This window comes from Rhizobium sp. 0TCS1.26, from assembly GCF_050455525.1.
Classification (GTDB): domain Bacteria; phylum Pseudomonadota; class Alphaproteobacteria; order Rhizobiales; family Rhizobiaceae; genus Neorhizobium.
The window spans coordinates 189,154-207,348 of the sequence record NZ_JBCIYV010000002.1 but is presented as its reverse complement, the minus strand read 5'-3'; the positions used below and the strand labels follow the sequence as shown (position 1 = coordinate 207,348).

Annotated in this window: 18 protein-coding genes; 11 read left to right on the top strand and 7 right to left on the bottom strand. The window is 63.3% G+C overall.

The genetic code is table 11. From position 1 onward, the window contains the following. Positions 1-21 precede the first annotated feature (21 nt). Together alr and AAIH46_RS08075 are read right to left on the bottom strand one after the other, a co-directional pair. Positions 22-1,188: an alanine racemase gene (alr, locus tag AAIH46_RS08080; RefSeq protein ID WP_430305312.1), complete on the bottom strand. Its 1,167-nt coding sequence runs from the start codon at positions 1,186-1,188 to the stop codon at positions 22-24. A gap of 96 nt (positions 1,189-1,284) precedes the next feature. Next, positions 1,285-2,781, bottom strand: a complete 1,497-nt coding sequence (locus AAIH46_RS08075) for a replicative DNA helicase (protein WP_430305310.1) — start codon at positions 2,779-2,781, stop codon at positions 1,285-1,287. A gap of 376 nt (positions 2,782-3,157) precedes the next feature. Between AAIH46_RS08075 and AAIH46_RS08070 the strand changes: the two genes are divergently transcribed. From AAIH46_RS08070 to AAIH46_RS08060, 3 genes are read left to right on the top strand one after another with little or no spacing between them, the layout of a single operon-like run. Further along, positions 3,158-3,622: a MarR family winged helix-turn-helix transcriptional regulator gene (locus AAIH46_RS08070; RefSeq protein WP_430305308.1), complete on the top strand. Its 465-nt coding sequence runs from the start codon at positions 3,158-3,160 to the stop codon at positions 3,620-3,622. Next, on the top strand, positions 3,609-5,336 hold the full coding sequence (locus AAIH46_RS08065) for an MFS transporter (RefSeq protein ID WP_430305306.1): 1,728 nt from the start codon (positions 3,609-3,611) through the stop codon (positions 5,334-5,336). The genes AAIH46_RS08070 and AAIH46_RS08065 overlap by 14 nt, the downstream gene beginning before the upstream one ends. A gap of 4 nt (positions 5,337-5,340) precedes the next feature. Continuing rightward, a complete protein-coding gene (locus AAIH46_RS08060) occupies positions 5,341-6,393 on the top strand; it encodes an HlyD family secretion protein (protein ID WP_430305303.1) in 1,053 nt (350 codons plus the stop codon). A 96-nt stretch (positions 6,394-6,489) separates the two neighbouring features. On the opposite strand, the gene rplI is transcribed toward AAIH46_RS08060, so the two are convergent. The 4 genes from rplI to rpsF all read right to left on the bottom strand — a co-directional run bounded on the left by rplI (position 6,490) and on the right by rpsF (position 8,994). Continuing rightward, positions 6,490-7,071, bottom strand: a complete 582-nt coding sequence (gene rplI / locus AAIH46_RS08055) for a 50S ribosomal protein L9 (RefSeq protein ID WP_430305301.1) — start codon at positions 7,069-7,071, stop codon at positions 6,490-6,492. Between the two features lie 18 nt (positions 7,072-7,089). Further along, entirely contained in the window at positions 7,090-8,061 is a 972-nt protein-coding gene (locus AAIH46_RS08050) for a DUF2232 domain-containing protein (protein ID WP_430305299.1), read from the bottom strand. A 198-nt stretch (positions 8,062-8,259) separates the two neighbouring features. Further along, complete coding sequence (gene rpsR, locus AAIH46_RS08045; RefSeq protein ID WP_430305297.1) at positions 8,260-8,508, bottom strand: 30S ribosomal protein S18; 249 nt, start codon at positions 8,506-8,508, stop codon at positions 8,260-8,262. Between the two features lie 24 nt (positions 8,509-8,532). Next, positions 8,533-8,994 (bottom strand): 30S ribosomal protein S6, encoded by a 462-nt coding sequence (rpsF, locus tag AAIH46_RS08040; protein WP_430305295.1) that lies wholly within the window; start codon positions 8,992-8,994, stop codon positions 8,533-8,535. 379 nt (positions 8,995-9,373) lie between these two features. Here rpsF and AAIH46_RS08035 point away from each other — a divergent pair, with 379 nt between their 5' ends. Further along, positions 9,374-9,775, top strand: coding sequence for a thioredoxin family protein (locus AAIH46_RS08035; protein ID WP_430305293.1), 402 nt, complete (start codon positions 9,374-9,376; stop codon positions 9,773-9,775). Positions 9,776-9,778: 3 nt separating this feature from the next. Continuing rightward, on the top strand, positions 9,779-10,498 hold the full coding sequence (locus tag AAIH46_RS08030) for a cytochrome c biogenesis CcdA family protein (RefSeq protein ID WP_430305291.1): 720 nt from the start codon (positions 9,779-9,781) through the stop codon (positions 10,496-10,498). Between the two features lie 46 nt (positions 10,499-10,544). Here the strand turns inward: AAIH46_RS08030 and AAIH46_RS08025 are convergent, their stop codons facing one another. Then, positions 10,545-11,588, bottom strand: a complete 1,044-nt coding sequence (locus AAIH46_RS08025) for an aldo/keto reductase (protein WP_430305289.1) — start codon at positions 11,586-11,588, stop codon at positions 10,545-10,547. Positions 11,589-11,851: 263 nt separating this feature from the next. On the opposite strand from AAIH46_RS08025, the gene AAIH46_RS08020 reads away from it, so the two are divergent. The 6 genes from AAIH46_RS08020 to mltG all read left to right on the top strand — a co-directional run bounded on the left by AAIH46_RS08020 (position 11,852) and on the right by mltG (position 18,178). Next, positions 11,852-13,138 (top strand): Nramp family divalent metal transporter, encoded by a 1,287-nt coding sequence (locus tag AAIH46_RS08020; RefSeq protein ID WP_430305288.1) that lies wholly within the window; start codon positions 11,852-11,854, stop codon positions 13,136-13,138. A 93-nt stretch (positions 13,139-13,231) separates the two neighbouring features. Continuing rightward, positions 13,232-14,176, top strand: a complete 945-nt coding sequence (gene fabD, locus AAIH46_RS08015; RefSeq protein ID WP_430305286.1) for an ACP S-malonyltransferase — start codon at positions 13,232-13,234, stop codon at positions 14,174-14,176. Positions 14,177-14,193: 17 nt separating this feature from the next. After that, positions 14,194-14,931 (top strand): 3-oxoacyl-[acyl-carrier-protein] reductase, encoded by a 738-nt coding sequence (gene fabG, locus AAIH46_RS08010; RefSeq protein WP_430305285.1) that lies wholly within the window; start codon positions 14,194-14,196, stop codon positions 14,929-14,931. Positions 14,932-15,217: 286 nt separating this feature from the next. Beyond that, positions 15,218-15,454, top strand: coding sequence for an acyl carrier protein (locus AAIH46_RS08005; protein ID WP_003502080.1), 237 nt, complete (start codon positions 15,218-15,220; stop codon positions 15,452-15,454). A 113-nt stretch (positions 15,455-15,567) separates the two neighbouring features. Next, complete coding sequence (gene fabF / locus AAIH46_RS08000) at positions 15,568-16,830, top strand: beta-ketoacyl-ACP synthase II (protein ID WP_430305283.1); 1,263 nt, start codon at positions 15,568-15,570, stop codon at positions 16,828-16,830. A gap of 139 nt (positions 16,831-16,969) precedes the next feature. Next, a complete protein-coding gene (gene mltG, locus AAIH46_RS07995) occupies positions 16,970-18,178 on the top strand; it encodes an endolytic transglycosylase MltG (RefSeq protein WP_430305281.1) in 1,209 nt (402 codons plus the stop codon). The last annotated feature ends 17 nt before the right edge of the window (positions 18,179-18,195 follow it).

Genomic DNA, 18,195 nt, shown 5'->3' with positions numbered 1-18,195 from the left:
CGCGCGACCGCTGACCAGAGGTCAAATATCGGGATCCAGGTAGCGGCGCTCGTAGCGCAATCCAAGGCCGGTCAGGAGTTCATAGCCGATCGTTCCGCCGGCATTTGCCACCTCTTCGAGCGGCATGTTGGGTCCGAACAGCTCGATATAGTCGCCGGCGCGCACCGCCGTGGAGGTAACGTCGGTCACGTCGAAGATGGTGAGGTCCATCGTCACGCGCCCGACAACGGGAACGCGCTGGCCGGCGACAAAACCGAAGGCGCCCGACGGCACGGCCTGCCGCAGCGGTATTCCGGCGCCCGAAAGTGCGCGCAGATATCCATCCGCGTAGCCAACTGCAGCGATCGCCAGCCGGCTGTCGCGGGCGAGCCTGTGACTTCCGCCGTAGCTGACGGTCTCGCCGGCAAGCGCCGAGCGGACCTGCAGAATCCGGGCTTCGGCCGTGGCGACGGGCCGCATCGGGTTGCGGATCTCGCCGGCGGCCTGGCCTCCGTAGAGCGCGATGCCCGGACGCGTTAGGTCGAAGTGGTATTCCGGGCCCAGGAAAATGCCGGCCGACGCGCTGAGGCTCGCCTCAATGCCGTCGAAGGCATGGCTCACCTTGCGGAATGCCTCAAGCTGCACCCGATTGCTGTCGGCGCTGCTGAGGTCGCTGCTGTGCAGATGCGACAGCAAAAGCACCGGTGAGAAGCTCGCCGGACGCGACACGTCGCCGACAAGCTCCAGCGCTTCCGCGACGGATAGTCCAAGTCGGTTGAAGCCGGTATCGACCTGCAGTGCGCAGGGGTGGTCGCCGCGCTCGGCAATCACCGACATCCAGAAGGCCAGCTGCTCTTCCGATGCGAGAACCGGCACCAGATCGTTGTCGAAGAAGGTCTTCTCCTGGCCGGGCCATATGCCGGACAGCACGAAAATCCGCGCTTCCGGCGCGTAAGGACGAAGCGTTTCGCCTTCCGTGGCGGCAGCGACGAAGAAGTCGCGCGCGCCGGCATGGTAGAGGGCTGTGCCGCAATCCTCGATGCCGAGCCCGTAGGCATCGGCCTTCAGCACCGCGCCGGTGCGCGCCCGGCCAGACCGCTGCGCGAGGTCCCGCCAGTTGTCGGTCAGCGCCTGCAGGTCGATGGTCAGGCGAAGCGGCGCTGCCTCGAAGGGATCGAGTTCGGCTTCGGTCAGGTCCATGTCGGTCATGCCAGCGGTCCGTTCAATCGTTGCCGGCCTGATGCGTATGCCTTCGTCGATGACAAATTGCATACGGCTCAAGAAGAAAGCAGGCCAGTCGCCCCATCAGTGCTCTTCGTACTGGGTGAAGCTCGGTTCGGCGAGGTCGGCGAAGCGGGTGTATTCCGACTGGAAGGCGAGCTTCACTGTGCCCGTCGGCCCGTGGCGCTGCTTGGCGATGATCACGTCAGCCGTGCCCTTCACCTTGTCCATCTGCGCTTCCCACTCCGCGTATTTTGGGTCGGCGGGATCGCGGGGCTCCATGTTCTTCACATAGTATTCCTCGCGGAACACGAACAGCACGACGTCTGCGTCCTGCTCGATAGATCCGGATTCACGCAAGTCTGAAAGCTGCGGGCGCTTGTCCTCGCGGTTTTCCACCTGACGCGACAGCTGCGACAGGGCGACGATCGGAACGTTCAGCTCCTTGCCGAGCGCCTTCAGACCAGTCGTGATCTGCGTCACTTCCTGAACGCGGTTCTCGCCCGACTTGCCCGAGCCGGTCATCAGCTGGATATAGTCGACCACCAGGCAGTCGAGGCCGCGCTGGCGCTTCAGGCGGCGGGCTCGGGCCGATAGCTGGGCGATCGAAATACCACCCGTCTGGTCGATGAACAGCGGCACCTTCTGCATCATCTGGCTGCAGGCGACGAGCTTCTCGAAATCGGCCTCGGTGATGTCGCCGCGCCGGATCTTCGACGACGACACTTCCGTCTGCTCGGAGATAATACGCGTGGCGAGCTGCTCGGACGACATTTCGAGCGAATAGAAGCCGACGACGCCGCCGTTCTTGGCCTTGAACGAACCGTCCGGCTGCACCTCCGGTTCGTAGGAGGCGGCGATGTTATAGGCGATGTTGGTGGCGAGCGACGTCTTGCCCATGCCCGGACGTCCGGCGAGCACGATCAAGTCGGAGCGCTGCAGGCCGCCCATCTTGTTGTCGAGCGACATGATGCCGGTCGAGATGCCCGACAGATGGCCATCACGCTCGAAGGCCTGGCCGGCCATGTCGATTGCCTGGGCGACGGCATCGGAAAACGTCTGGAAGCCGCCGTCGTAGCGGCCGGTCTCGGCCAGCTCGAACAGCCGGCGCTCGGTGTCCTCGATCTGCGTCTGCGGCGGCATGTCCAGCGGCGCGTCGTAGGCGATGTTGACCATGTCCTCGCCAATGGTGATCAGCGCCCGGCGAAGCGCCAGGTCGTAGATCGCCCGGCCATAGTCCTCGGCGTTGATGATCGTCACAGCCTCGCCCGCCAGCCGGCCGAGATACTGAGCGATCGTCAATTCGCCGACCTTGGTGTCGGCCGGAAGGAATGTCTTGATCGTCACCGGGTGGGCGATCTTGCCCATGCGGATGATGTCGCCGGCGACCTCGAAGATCTTGCGGTGCAGCGGCTCGTGGAAATGCACGGGCTTCAGAAAATCCGACACGCGATAATAAGCGTCGTTGTTGACGAGGATCGCGCCCAGCAAAGCCTGCTCGGCTTCAAGGTTGTTGGGAGCCTCGCGGAAATGCGGCTCCGCCGGTGCGATATTGCCCAGCTTGCGCGCTGCTTCGTTCATGACGTCGGATCCATATCTTGTCTGTGAGCGGCGGAGTGTAGTGAAGCGCTGCGCCGAGAACAGGGCGTTTAACCGCAACACATATCAATTCACAGGGCCTGTCTGCAGCAAGGCAAATTTTGTTCGCGCGCCGCCGAATTCCATTGACAGTGACCTCTGCCGAATCGCTTTGCAGCCGGGCTTCATCATCGCGCAAAAGCCCATCCACCGGAAGCATTAGGCGTATCCGCGCGACTGGCTGGCGTCGATCCAGCGAACTTACGTCAACTTCGTCTGTTGCATGGCTGCAATGCAAGCCTGCCGCTTGAAAGGCGCTGACGTCAGCAATAGGTAGTCCACGAATAGTTAGCAACCTAATGATCAGCCGGGGTTACCAATGTCTCGCCACACCATGACGGAGAGGCTGTTCGACGAGATGTCGGCCTTCAACCGGCGGCTTCGATCGATGTTCGACATGCGGGCGCGGCAGACGGGGCTTACCCTGCCGCGCGCCCGCGTGCTCTTCGCGCTCAGCCGTCGCGGCCCGCTCAGCCAGACCGATCTTGCGCAGGAACTCGAAATCGAGACACCGACGCTGGTGCGCGTGCTGGACGGCATGGAAAAACAGTCTCTCATCGAGCGGCGGGCTGAAGGCTCTGACCGGCGCGTCAAGCTCATCCATGTGACCGAGGAAGGCACAGAGGTCGGCAGGAATGTCCAAGCCTTGGCGGCCGACTTACGCGGACAACTGGTGGTCGACATAGATGAGCGGGATCTTGATGTGGCGTTGCGTGTTCTGCAGCGATTGAACGGCAATCTTTCGGACCTGAACACGGGGAAGGCGACTGATGACGAAGGCTGATACCGTGGCTGTCGAGGGAGCTCCTTCCGGCGCCGGGCCGGCTGCAGCGCCCGGAACGACGCTTGCCGCGACGCCTGGCCCTGCGGCGCCGCTGCCGCCGGGCAGCCCCATTCCCGTCGAGCAGAGGCCCGCCTGGTTGACCGGCCTCTACATCGCCTCCGGGCTGATGATGTTCCTCACCCAGGGGCTGGGCCTCAACATCGTCAACGTCAACCTCTACCAGCTGCAGGGGACGTTCTCGGCGACTGTTGCCGAGGTTGCGGCGCTGTCGGCTGCCTACATGTTCCCCTATGCCAGCCTGTCGCTGGCGCTGTTCAAGATCCGCGTCCAGTACGGCCTGCGTCCATTCGCCGAACTCAGCATCGCCGCCTTCGTGCTGGCATCCTGTCTCAACCTGTTCGTCACCGATCTGCATTCGGCGGTCGTCGTGCGCTTCGTCAGCGGCATGGCGGCAGCGCCTTTGTCGTCGCTCGGATTTCTCTACATCCTCGAAGCCTTCCCACCGCAGCGCAAGCTGAACCTTGGCCTCAGCATCGCGCTGATGGGAACGCTTCTGGCCGCTCCGGCAGCCCGCATCATCTCGCCGACGCTGCTCGATTTCGACGGCTACCGGGCGCTCTACACGATGGAGCTCGGCCTGTCGCTGATCGCGCTGCCGATCATCTACCTGCTGCCGCTCACCCCGCCGCCGCGCGCCAAGGTCATCCAGCGCACCGATGTCTTCACCTATCTGCTGCTGGCGATCGGCCTCGGCTCGCTCGCCGTCTTCTTCACGCTCGGCCGTTTCTATTGGTGGCTGGAAGCACCATGGCTTGGCGTTCTTCTGGCGAGCGCGCTCGCCTTCCTCACCGCCTACGGGATGATCGAGCTGCGCCGCGAAAATCCGCTGCTCGACCTGCGCTGGATCTTTTCGCGCTCCAACCTACATCTGGCCGCCGTGCTGATCATGTTCCGCGCCATCACGTCGGAGCAGTCGACCACCATCGTCAGCTTCTACCAGCAGCTCGGGCTGCAGAACGACCAGATGACGTTCCTCTACGTGCTGATACTGATCGCGTCGGTTCTCGGCGGACTGGTCTGCGCCGGCCTCATGCTGCGCGAAAGCACCGGCCTGGCGCACGTCATCGCGCTCAGCCTGATTGCCGCCGGCGCCTTCCTGGACAGCCAGTCGAACAATCTCACCCGCCCGGAGCAGATGTATCTCAGCCAGTCGATGATCGCCTTCGGTGCCGCGATGTTTCTGCCGCCGGTCATGGCCAAGGGATTTGCCTCGGCGATGGAGCGGGGGGCGCCGCATCTGGTGAACTTCATCACCATCTTCCTGTTCACCCAGATCACCGGGTCGGTCATCACCACCGCCTTCCTCGGCAGCTTCGTCACCATCCGCGAGAAGTTTCATTCCTCGATCCTCGTCGAGAACGTGCTGCTCACCAATCCGCAGGTCACCCAGCGCATCTCGCAGCTGGTCGGCGGCTACAGCCACACGATCACCGACCGAACGCTGCTCAACGCCGAAGGTCTGGCGCTGCTTGGCCAGCAGGTTTCGCGCGAGGCCTACGTGCTCGCCTACAACGATGCCTTCCTGCTGATCGGTTGCGTCACCATCGCCTCGCTCGCCATCCTTCTACTCCACCTTGCCTGGAACCGCTTCGCCGTGGCACGCTCCAAGCCCGCATCGGGCGAGGCAGGCATGGCACTACCCAAACAGGTCTGAACTCATGCTCAAACGTATCTTTTCGCCGGCAACCCTCATCGTCCTCCTGGTCGGCCTGACCGGCATAGGCCTCGTGCTCTATGCCTGGCGGCTGCCGCCGTTCACCAGCACCCTTGAAATGACCGACAACGCCTATGTTCGCGGTTACGTCACGGTGCTCAGCCCACAGGTGAGCGGCTACGTGGTGGAAGTCCCGATCAAGGACTACCAGCGGGTCACGGAAGGCCAGCTGCTGGTGAAGATCGACGACCGCACCTACGTGCAGAAGCTGGCACAGGCCAATTCGACGCTGGAAAGCCAAAAGGCCGCACTCGCCAACTCGCACCAGCAGGAAGTTTCCGCGAACGCCAATATCGGCGCAAGCCAGGCGACCGTGGACAGCGCGCAGGCCGCCCTGAAACAGGCCCAGCTTGCCGCCGAACGCCAGCAAAACCTCAGTCGCAGCGGCGCCGGCGTCTTGAGCGCGCAGGAACAGTCCGCAGCCGAACTGGAGAAGGCACGCGCAGCCGTCGCCCAGGCGCAGGCGCAGCTCGAGGTATCCCGCCAGCAACTGACGACGATCGTCGTCAACCGCGGATCGCTGGAGGCTGCCGTGACCGGTGCCGAAGCTGCCGTCGAACTTGCCAAGATCGATCTCGCCAACACCGAGATTCATGCACCGCGCGATGGCCGGGTCGGCGAGGTCGGGGTGCGCCTCGGCCAGTACGTGACCGCCGGCACGCAGCTTCTGGCGGTCGTGCCGTCGGAGGTCTGGGTGATCGCCAACTATAAGGAAACGCAGCTTGCCGGCATGCAGGTCGGCCAGCCGGTGGCGATCAGCGTCGATGCGCTGGGCCATCGTCAACTGCGCGGCCGCATCGAACGGTTCGCGCCGGCGACCGCTTCGGAATTTGCCGTCATCCGGTCCGACAACGCGACCGGCAACTTCGTCAAAATCGCCCAGCGCGTCGGCGTGCGCATCTCGATCGATGCCGACCAGGAGTCTGCCAAGGACCTCGATCCCGGCATGTCGGTGGTGGTCAGGGTGGATACCTCGGCGGCTCCTGAGAACCGCTAAGGGTCAGAGAAGCTCGCAGCTACAGAAGATGCCCGAACAAAAAATGGCCCCGGACCAGTCAGGTCCGGGGCCATTTTCATGATGCTTGGCGGTCGATTATTCGTCGTCGCCTTCGCCGTCGCGGTCTGCATCCGGATCGAAGAAGTCTTCCGGACGCAGGGCGTCTTCGTCAACGCCGTAGATGGCGTCGGCCGAGGTGAGGCTTTCGCCCTGTGCCTGGCGCTCGGCTTCTTCCGGCGTACGAGCGACGTTGAGCTCGATTTCGATCTCGACTTCGGCATGCAGGTGGAGAACCACCTTGTGCAGGCCGATGGCCTTGATCGGGTTGTTGAGGTCGACCTGGCTGCGGCTGATGGCGAAGCCTTCGGCCGAGAGCACTTCAAGAACGTCGCGAGCGGCGACCGAACCGTAGAGCTGACCGGTTTCGCCGGCGGCGCGTACGACGATGAACGACTTGCCGTTCAGCGTTTCGGCAACCTGTTCGGCTTCCGACTTGCGCTCCAGGTTACGGGCTTCGAGCGTCGCACGCTCGGCTTCGAAGCGGGTCTTGTTGGCAGCGTTGGAGCGCAGTGCCTTGCCCTGCGGCAGCAGGAAGTTACGGGCGTAGCCGTCGCGAACCTTGACGGTTTCGCCCATCTGGCCGAGCTTGGAGATGCGTTCAAGTAGGATGACGTGCATCGTTGATGTTCCTTTCTATCAATCGGATGTGTTTGTTTTATCGGTATTGCGGGCCGGCGTCAGGGCGATCGTCCGGCGGGTATCGGAAAGGCCGATGATGAGGATGGCGATAGCCGGAAGCACCATCATCGTCGACAGGTAGACGAGCACCAGGGCCGGGACGCGCCAGTCCTTGCCCTTGGTGCGGTAGTGAAGAGAGGCGAAGCCGGCCATCAGGAAGCCGCCGCCGAACGTGCCGCAGATCGTTGCGCCGATCATCGCCGGAACGCCGCCAAGAAAGGTCAGCACGATGCCGCCGAGAAACACGAAGATGGCGTTGCGGTTCATGCGCAGCGCCGATGGCATGTCCTCGCGCGGGCGAAGTGCACGGCCGCTGCGCGACACGATGCGGACCGCGAGGTAGAAGGCCGCAAACAGCAGGATCACCCACAGCCCACCCTGGATGAGCGGCAGCATCAGGACCGCCATCGCCTTGGTCTGGGCGATGCCGGCCGGATCCGGCACGAGACCGGCATCCTGGCTGTTGAAGCTGTCGACCATCACGTCGACCATCCGGTCGGTCAGTTCGGGGCCGTAGCCGATTGCCGCGCCGAGGATGACGACGGCAACCGTCACCAGCCCGCACAGATGCATCAGGATGTTGGAGATCGGATACCAGGCCACCAGGTCGTCCGGACCGCCGAGTTCCGATGCCGGGCGCGCCAGGTTTGCCAGGTGCGACAGCCAGCCGGCCGGTATCAGCGTGAAGATCGCCATTGCCAGCGCGAACATCGGCGATACCAGCAGGGCGCCGATGATGGCAGCGGTGACGATCGCGACGATGGCGGCGCGATTGCCCCAGCCGAGGCCGGCAACCAGGACCGGAAGGGCGGAGGAGGCATAGAGAATCGAGGCGAACGACGGCTGCGCATTGGCGCCCAGCACGAGCAAGGCGGCGGCAATGCCGGCAAGGATGCCGGTTGTCAGCACTGTCTGGTTCAGTCCGGTCACGGTCGCTGTCCTGCTGTCGAGCAGTTAGGGGAAGCTCCGGATCTCCGGATTGCTGGTCCCCAACATGGGTTTTGTCCGCTGGCGCCGCTCCGGACGAACTCCGGTACCGCGCCGCGGCCTGTGTAGGATTCCGATCCGCGCCCAACGCGGAAGGGAGAAGGGAAGGCAGAGACTGCCTTCCCTCTCAGTCAGGTCCGATTAGGACAGAACGTAGGGCAGCAGGCCGAGGAAACGGGCGCGCTTGATGGCCTGGGCCAGTTCGCGCTGCTTCTTCTGGGAAACGGCCGTGATACGCGAAGGTACGATCTTGCCACGCTCGGAAATGTAGCGCTGCAGGAGGCGAACGTCCTTGTAGTCGATCCGCGGAGCGTTTGCGCCCGAGAAGGGGCAGGTCTTGCGGCGGCGATGGAACGGACGGCGTGCCGGAGCGGAGGATGATTCAGCCATGATGTGTTCTCCTTGAGCTCTCGATTAGGCGCGATCTTCGCGCGGACGGCGCTCGAAGCCGCCTTCACGCGGGCCACGGTCCGGACGCGGACCACGGTCGCCGAAGCCACCTTCGCGGCGCGGGCCACGATCGTCGCCGTCACGACGCGGACGGTCGTCGCGGTCGCGCTTCTGCATCATTGCAGACGGGCCTTCTTCGTGCTTCTCGACGGAAACCGTCATGTAGCGAAGAACGTCTTCGTTGATGCGCATCTGGCGCTCCATCTCATGCACGGCAGCAGCCGGTGCATCGATGTCCATGAGCGCGTAGTGAGCCTTGCGGTTCTTGTTGATGCGGTAGGTCAGGGACTTGAGGCCCCAGTTCTCTACACGCCCGACCTTGCCGCCATTAGCTTCGAGGACGCCCTTGTACTGTTCGACGAGGGCATCAACCTGCTGTGCGGACATATCCTGCCGGGCAAGGAATACATGTTCGTAAAGAGCCATGGTAGCTTTGCCTTTTCTTGCGGTTGTCACACCCGGGTCCGGCGCTAAGCCTCAACGACTGCTCCTGTTCGGGTAACCGATGCAAGAAAAGCGTTGTTCGAGACGGTCGAGAGCGGAGACACGGGAGACCGGAACTCTCTAGTTCCTGCGGTTTCCGTTGCCGGAAGCCAGCCCTCCGTTCAGCCACCAGCCAAATGACCGGGTGTTGTGAACAGCCGCGCTTATACGGATTTCTCGCCAGAACGCAACACCGCACGCCAGAATGTTGCGAGTGGATCGGCCGTGGCGCATCACGCGGATGTGTTTGCGAGACCTGTAACCGCGCAGCACCTGCGCCCGTACAAGATATCGTCATCAATCGGAAACCTGGGAGAATCAGATGAACACCAGAATGGTATCGGCACTGGCAGCCGGCTTCGTGGGCATGATCGCCTTGGCGACGACGACCGGCGCAGCCGAGTTGAAGCCCTATGATAAGGCGTCGTTTCAGGCGGCGCAGCAGAAGAACCAACCGATCGTCGTCGACGTCTGGGCGAGCTGGTGTCCGACCTGCAAGGCCCAGGAGCCGATCATCAAGAACCTGGCGTCGTCGCCGGACTTCTCCGAGCTGACGATCTTCCGGGTCGACTTCGACACGCAGAAGGACGTCGTGCGGACCTTTGGCGCGCAGAGCCAGTCGACGCTGATCGCATTCAAGGGCAAGACCGAGACCTCACGGTCGGTCGGTGACACGAGTGCGCAGAAGATCGAGGCGCTGTTCCGATCGACGGTAAAGAACTAGGCGATGGTCGGCTCCCTGTCGCTCGCGGCACTCGCGGGCCTGCTTTCGATCCTCTCCCCTTGCGTGCTGCCGCTGTTGCCGATCGTGTTGACGAGTGCTGCAAGCAAGCATCGGTATGGTCAGCTGGCGCTGGCGCTCGGCCTTGCCGGCTCGTTCGTCGCGATCGGCATGTTCGTGGCAACGATCGGTTTCGGCCTCGGCTTTGACCTCGCCTTCTTCCGCAGCTTCGCGGCGCTGATGATGATCGCCTTCGGCCTCGTGCTGATGGCGCCGTCCATGCAGACACGGCTGGCGGCCGCTGCCGGCCCGGTCGGCAACTGGGCCGAGCGCCGTTTCGGCGGTTTCGGCGAGGAGGGCTGGACGGGGCAGTTCCTGGTTGGCGTCCTGCTAGGTGCGGTCTGGAGCCCTTGCGTCGGACCGACGCTCGGCGCGGCCTCGGTGATGGCCGCGCAGGGGCAGAACCTCGGTGAGGTCTTCCTGACGATGGTCGCCTTCGGCATCGGTGCCGCAACACCGCTTCTCCTGCTGGGCACCCTGTCGCGCGAGGCAATGCAGCGTTGGCGCGGCCGCCTGATGGATGCCGGCAAGACGATGAAGATCGGCCTTGGACTGCTGCTCTTGCTTGTCGGCCTGGCGGTTCTGACGGGGCTCGACAAGCTGGTCGAGACGCGCCTGGTGGAACTGTCGCCGGATTGGCTGACACGCCTGACGACACAGTTTTGAGCTGGGTCCTAACCGGCGCGGTTTTTTGCAACCGCGCCGGTTTTCGTCAGATCGGCATCGGGTACTGGCGGTGGATGTCGAATATTCCCTTCATCACCTCATCGGAGAGAACCACGTCGGCGGCACCGATGTTGAGCTTCAGCTGCTCCATCGAGGTGGCACCGATGATCACCGACGTCATGAACGGCCGGGTGAGGCAGAAGGCGAGAGCCATCTGCGTCGGATCGAGATCATGACGACGCGCCAGTCCCACATAGGCGCGTGTCACCGGCTCCTGGTGCGGCACCAGCCGACCGCCGAGGTCGCCGTTGATCGAACCGCGCGAACCAGCCGGCTTGCCGCCGTCCAGATACTTGCCGGAGAGGATGCCAGCGGCGAGTGGCGAATAGGCAAGCAGGCCGACATCTTCGTGATGCGACAGTTCAGCCAGGTCCAGGTCGAAGGTGCGGTAGAGCAGGCTGTATTCGTTTTGCACGGTTGCGACGCGCGGCAGGCCGAGCTTTTCGGCGATCGTCAGGAAGTTCTGGGTTCCCCAGGCCGTCTCGTTCGACAGGCCGATGGCGCGGATCTTGCCGGCCTTGACGCACTCGCCGAGCGCCTCGAGCTTCTCGGTGATCTCGTCCCGGGTGCGGGACTTGTCCTGCTCGAACGGATTGTAATTCCAGGCGCCGCGGAAATGGTAGTGCCCGCGGTTCGGCCAGTGGATCTGGTAGAGGTCGATATAGTCGGTCTTCAGCCGGGATAGGCTCGCGTCGACCGCCTGGCGGATGGTCTCGGCATTGATCGGCGCGCCGTTGCGGATATACGGACGGCCGGCGCCGGCGACCTTGGTGGCCAGCACGACCTTGTCACGGTTGCCGGTCTTCTCGAACCAGTTGCCGATCATCTTTTCGGTGTCGGTGTAGGTCTCGGGCGAAACCGGGGTCGTCGGATAGAGTTCGGCGGTATCGAAGAAGTTGACGCCCTGGTCCAGCGCGTAATCCATCTGTTGAAAGGCTTCCGCCTCGCTGTTCTGGGAGCCCCAGGTCATCGTGCCGAGGCAGATTTGCGACACCTTGATACCGGTGCGACCGAGCGTCTTGAAGTTCATGCAGATGTTTCCGTCTTGAGATGGTGGGATGGGCTGGGCGGCCGATGAGGAGAACCGCTGGCGACCTTGCGAAGGCCTTGGGGATTGGAGCGGGTCGGGCATGACGAATGTAACCCGCTTTCGCCTCAAGGCAAGATCCGGCTCTTGCGGCAGGGAACGTGGCAAAGCAGGCAGAGGGCAATGATGGAGGAAATGAGGCAACTTTTTCCGCCGAATTGACTTTCTGCCTCAATGGCCGTGTTCCATTGGTGTAGGAGAAAAGCATGAATGATGTGACGAAACAGCAGGCTGAGGCCCCTCCGGCAGACCTGTCGGCGCCGCCTAGACATGGCCGCTGGAAGCTGATCGGACCGGGGATCGTGGCGGCTGCCACGGGCGTCGGCGCCGGTGATCTGGTGGCGACTTTGATCGCCGGGTCGCGCTTCGGCTATGCGCTGCTGTGGGCTGCCGTCATCGGCTGCATCGTCAAGATTGCCCTGGCTGAGGGGTCCGCCCGTTACCACCTCGCCACCGGTTCCACCATGCTGGAGGGCTGGCGGTCGCTCGGCAAATGGACGAGCTGGTATTTCGGCATCTACATCATGATCTGGGGCTTCGTGTACGGCGCAACGGCGATGAGCGCCACGGCGCTGCCGCTCGCCGCCCTGTTTCCGGCGGTGCCGCTCTGGCTCTGGGCCATGCTGTGCGGCTCGATCTGCGCCGTCTTCGTCGCGCTCAACCGCTACGAGATGTTCGAGAACGTCATGAAGTTCTTCATCGGCTTGATGTTCGTCATCGTCGTCGGCGTGGCGCTGATGGTCGCGCCGAACGTCGGCAACGCCCTGACGGGCCTGGTGCCGAGCATACCGGAAGGTTCGGTCGTCTACACGCTCGGCCTGATCGGCGGCGTCGGCGGCACCATTACCATGGCCTCCTACGGCTACTGGGTGAACGCCAAGGGCTGGCGCACGCCGGCCTGGATGGGCGTCATGCGCCTCGATAACCGCGTCTCCTACGCCATCACCGGTATCTTCGTCGTCGCCATGCTGATCATCGGCGCCGAAATGCTCTACACGGCGCAGATCACCCTCTCGACGGGCGACCGCGGCCTTCTCGACCTCGACGAGGTGTTGCGTGAACGGTTCGGGCCGGTCGTGTCGACAATCTTCCTCATCGGCTTCTTCGCCACCGCCATCTCCTCCATCCTCGGCGTCTGGCACGGTGTCTCGCTGCTGTTCGCCGACTTCATCCACATCCTGCGCGGCGGCACGGGCCGCGGGCAGAATCTCGAGAAGACCAACGCCTTCCGCTTCTACCTGTTCTGGCTGACCATCCCGCCGATGGCACTGCTGTGGTTCGGTCGCCCGTTCACGCTCGTCATCGTCTACGGAGCGCTCGGCGCCTTCTTCATGCCGTTCCTGGCGCTGACGCTGATCTGGCTGCTCAACTCGTCGCGCGTCCCGAAGGAATGGCGCAGCGGCTGGGTATCGAACGGTCTGCTGGGCGTTGCCGCGTTGCTGTTTATCGTCCTGTGCATCAACGAGGTGGTCGGCCTGGTTTCCGGGGGTTAGCGGGCAGCAGACGGCATCGTCCCCGTCCGGGAGCCTTGACTCTCCCGGCGGGAATGTGAATGGAGAGGCGAAAAGGGAAAGGAAACGGATCCCATGAGCATTGCATTTACATTCCCGGGCCAGGGCAGCCAGTCGGTCGGCATGGGCAAGGATCTCGCCGAGGCGTTCCCCGAGGCGCGTGCCGTTTTCGATGAGGTCGACGAGGCGCTCGATCAGAAGCTTTCCGAGATCATGTGGAATGGCCCGGAAGATCAGCTGACGCTGACGGCCAATGCGCAGCCGGCGCTGATGGCCGTGTCGATGGCGGTCATGCGCGTTCTGGAAGCCAATGGTGTGAGGCTGGCCGAAAAAGTCGCCTACGTCGCCGGCCATTCACTCGGCGAATATTCGGCGCTGTGCGCCGCCGGCGCCTTTAGCCTCTCCGATACGGCTCGCCTGTTGCGCACCCGCGGCAACGCCATGCAGTCGGCAGTCGCCGTCGGCGAGGGCGCCATGGCGGCGATCATCGGGCTGGAACATGCAGATGTCGAAGCCGTCTGCGCCGAAGTCCTGCCGGTCGGCATCTGCCAGATCGCCAACGACAATGGCGGAGGACAACTCGTCATCTCCGGCTCGAAGGCTGCCGTTGAAAAAGCCGCCGCACTGGCCTCGGAAAAGGGCGCCAAGCGTGCCATCATGCTGCCGGTTTCGGCACCTTTCCACTCCGACCTTATGGCACCGGCCGCAAGTGCCATGCAGCACGCGCTGGACCTGGTGACGAAGAATGATCCGGTCGTGCCGCTGATCGCCAACGTCCGGGCCGCGCCGGTGCGCGATGCCGGCGAGATCGCCCAGCTTCTCGTCACCCAGGTCACCGGCCAGGTGCGCTGGCGCGAAACTGTCGAGTGGTTCGGCGCCAACGATGTGACGACGCTCTACGAGATCGGCTCCGGCAAGGTGCTGACAGGCCTGGCGCGCCGCATAGACAAGAACGTCACCGGCATCGCGGTAAATACGCCTGCCGATATCGAAGCAGCGGTAAAGACGCTCCTCGGCTGAGAACAAAGGAATAGACGATGTTTGACTTGACCGGCCGCAAGGCCTTGGTGACGGGTGCGACCGGCGGCATCGGCGAAGAAATCGCCAGGCTGCTTAATGCACAGGGCGCAACCGTCGGGCTGCATGGCACGCGCGCCGAAAAGCTGGAGGCCCTGGCCGCCGAACTCGGCGAACGGGCGCACGTCTTCCCCGCCGATCTCAGTGATCGCGCCGCGGTAAAGGCGCTCGGCGAGAAGGCTGAAGCCGAACTTGGCGGCGTCGATATTCTTGTCAACAATGCCGGCATCACCAAGGACGGCCTGTTCGTGCGGATGAGCGACGAGGACTGGGACGCGGTTCTTGAGGTCAACCTCACGGCGACTTTCCGGCTGACGCGCGAACTCACCCATCCGATGATGCGCCGCCGTTTTGGCCGCATCATCAACATCACCTCGGTGGTCGGCGTCACCGGCAATCCGGGGCAGGCCAATTACTGCGCCTCGAAGGCCGGCATGATCGGCATGTCGAAGTCGCTGGCCCAGGAAATCGCCACCCGCAACGTCACGGTCAACTGCATCGCCCCCGGCTTTATCGAGAGCGCCATGACCGGAAAGTTGAACGACAAGCAGAAGGAAGGCATTCTCGGGGTCATCCCGATGAAGCGGATGGGCGTCGGCGCCGACATCGCGTCTGCCGTCCTTTACCTGGCTTCCAACGAGGCCGGCTACGTCACCGGCCAGACGCTGCATGTCAACGGTGGCATGGCAATGATCTGAATGGTTTGCGCCCGCTGTCGAACGCTGCTCGATTGCCTGTTGGCGGCGTGGCGGCGGGCGATTTTCGGGCTTTGCGGCGCGGTGAAACCGTGTTAAGCGGGCCATGACTGTGAACAGTCACCCCGAAGGTTGGCGTCCTCCATGCGTTTCGCGCATCATGGATCGCAACTTCTCTCGGGTGCGCGAGTTTGCCCTCGACCGGCCTCACCAGGCGGTTCGGGGGTTTTCAACAGGGTGCGGATGCCGTTACGGTAGTCCGAAAAGATAAAGGTCGAGGAAAACCGACATGAGCGATATCGCAGAGCGCGTTAAGAAAATTGTCATTGATCATCTCGGCGTTGACGCCGACAAGGTTGTCGAAGGCGCAAGCTTCATCGACGATCTGGGCGCTGACTCCCTCGACACCGTCGAACTCGTCATGGCTTTCGAAGAAGAGTTCGGCGTTGAAATCCCGGACGACGCTGCTGACTCGATCCTGACGGTCGGCGATGCCGTGAAGTTCATCGAAAAGGCTCAGGCCTGATTTCGATCGATATCTGAGAGCTCCCTCGCTTGGGAAGTTCTTTGGCGGCCCGGCATGTTCGGGCCGTTTTATTGACGTGATATAACATAGAACATGCGGGGTGGGACGCTGGCATGAGGCGTGTCGTTATCACCGGTACCGGTATGGTATCTCCTCTGGGCTGTGGCACTGAAGTGAGCTGGGCGCGTCTGATCGCTGGCCAGAATGCAGCGCGCCGCGTCACCGAGTTCGAAGTCGAAGACCTTCCTGCCAAGATCGCCTGCCGCATTCCGCTCGGCGACGGTTCCGACGGAACGTTCAGTGCCGACAACTGGATGGAGCCCAAGGAACAGCGCAAGGTTGATCCGTTTATCATCTACGGCATGGCAGCCGCCGACATGGCGCTCGAAGATGCCGGCTGGCATCCGCAGACCGACGAAGATCAGTGCGCCACCGGCGTGCTTATCGGCTCCGGCATCGGCGGCATCGAAGGCATCGTCGAAGCGGGCTATACGCTCCGCGACAAGGGGCCGCGCCGCATCTCGCCCTTTTTCATTCCTGGCCGCCTGATCAACCTGATTTCCGGCCACGTGTCGATACGTCACAAGCTGCGCGGTCCCAACCATTCGGTGGTGACGGCCTGTTCCACGGGCGCCCATGCGATTGGCGATGCGAGCCGTCTGATTGCCTTCGGTGATGCCGATGTGATGGTGGCAGGTGGCGCAGAATCGCCGATCAGCCGCATCTCGCTTGCCGGTTTCGCCGCCTGCAAGGCGCTGTCCACGCAGCACAACGATGAGCCGACAAGGGCGTCGCGTCCCTATGACAGGGACCGCGACGGTTTCGTCATGGGCGAGGGCGCCGGCATCGTCGTGCTCGAGGAACTCGAGCACGCCAAGGCACGCGGTGCCAAGATCTATGCCGAAGTGATCGGCTACGGTCTGTCGGGTGATGCGTTCCACATCACGGCTCCGTCGGAAGACGGCGACGGTGCCTTCCGCTGCATGACCGCGGCCCTGAAGCGTGCCGGTCTCGGCGCGTCGGACATCGACTACATCAACGCCCATGGCACCTCGACCATGGCCGACACGATCGAACTCGGTGCCGTGGAGCGGCTGGTCGGCGGATCCGCCTCAAAGATCTCGATGTCGTCGACCAAATCGGCGGTCGGTCACCTTCTGGGTGCCGCCGGCGCCATCGAAGCGATCTTTTCGGCGCTCACCATTCGCGATAACGTCGTGCCTCCGACGCTCAACCTCGACAATCCCGACGTCGAGACGGCGATCGATCTCGTTCCGCACGTGGCGCGCAAGCGGCAGGTTGATGTTGCATTGTCGAACTCATTCGGTTTCGGCGGCACCAACGCCTCGCTCGTGCTTCGGCGCTACGAAGGCTGAGACTGCGAGACGGGTCTGCCCGGCCTCGGATTGTTGATCCGCGGCCGGGTTGTCGTCGTCTTCTGAACCCTGTTTTCGCCGCATTGCTTGGTCATGGACCAACGATGAGAGAACCTCAGAAGGAGTGCCGGTAATCGACATGAACAGCAGCAGCGATCAGGCTTCCGGCCGCGATGCCGGCCAGGGCGGCGGGCCTTTCATGCCGAAGTCGCCGAACGAGGCGTTGAAGCCGGAACGGGTTCCGGAGCCGCCGCGGCGCTCGAAGAAGGCGCGCAGCCAGATCGTCATTTTCCTCAACTTCCTCATGACGATGGTCGTTCTCGGCTGCATCGCGGCGATCGCCGCCTTCTATTACGTCGTCACCTCCTACCAGAACCCGGGTCCGCTCGAGACCAACACGCATTTTACCGTGCGCGAAGGCTCCGGTCTGGCGGAAATCGCCCAGAGCCTGGAGCGTAACGGCATCGTCTCCGACGGGCGGATCTTCCGCTACATGACGGCAAGCAACCTGCGAGATGGGGCGACGCTGAAGGCCGGCGAATACGAGATCAAGGCCGGCGCCTCGATGAAGGACGTCGCGACCCTGCTCGAGTCAGGCAAGTCCATTCTCTATTCCGTGTCCATGCCGGAAGGACTGACGGTCCAGCAGATGCTGAGCCGACTGTCGGAAGATTCGGTGCTGGAGGGCGATCTGCCGAACGAGCATCCGCCGGAAGGCAGCCTGCGGCCCGATACCTACAAGTTCTCGCGCGGCACCCGGCGTAGCGAGATCCTGTCGCAGATGCGGGTCGCTCAGGAGCGCCTCGTCGACCAGATCTGGGAGAAGCGCGATCCCGACCTGCCGATCAAGACGAAGCAGGAATTCGTCGTTCTGGCGTCGATTGTCGAAAAGGAAACCGGCAAGGATGACGAGCGGGCGCATGTCGCTTCGGTCTTCATCAACCGCCTGAACAAGGGCATGCGACTGCAGTCCGACCCGACGATCATCTACGGCATCTTCGGCGGCGCGGGTAAGCCCTCCGACCGGCCGATCCTGAAATCGGATCTCGACAAGCAGACGCCTTATAACACCTACCAGGTGCGCGGCCTGCCGCCGACGCCGATCGCAAATCCCGGTCGCGCCGCGCTGGAAGCGGTTGCCAACCCGTGGCGCACCAACGACCTCTATTTCGTCGCCGACGGCAGCGGCGGTCATGTGTTCGCCGCGACGCTCGACGAGCACAATGCCAATGTCCGCCGCTGGCGCAAGATCGAGGCGGATCGCGCCGCTGCGGGCGGCGCCGATCAGGAATTGTCGGACGGGCTTCCCGGCGGGGCGGACGCCGAAAAGCCGCCGAAAGGCAACTAGGAGACAGGCCGCCGCTC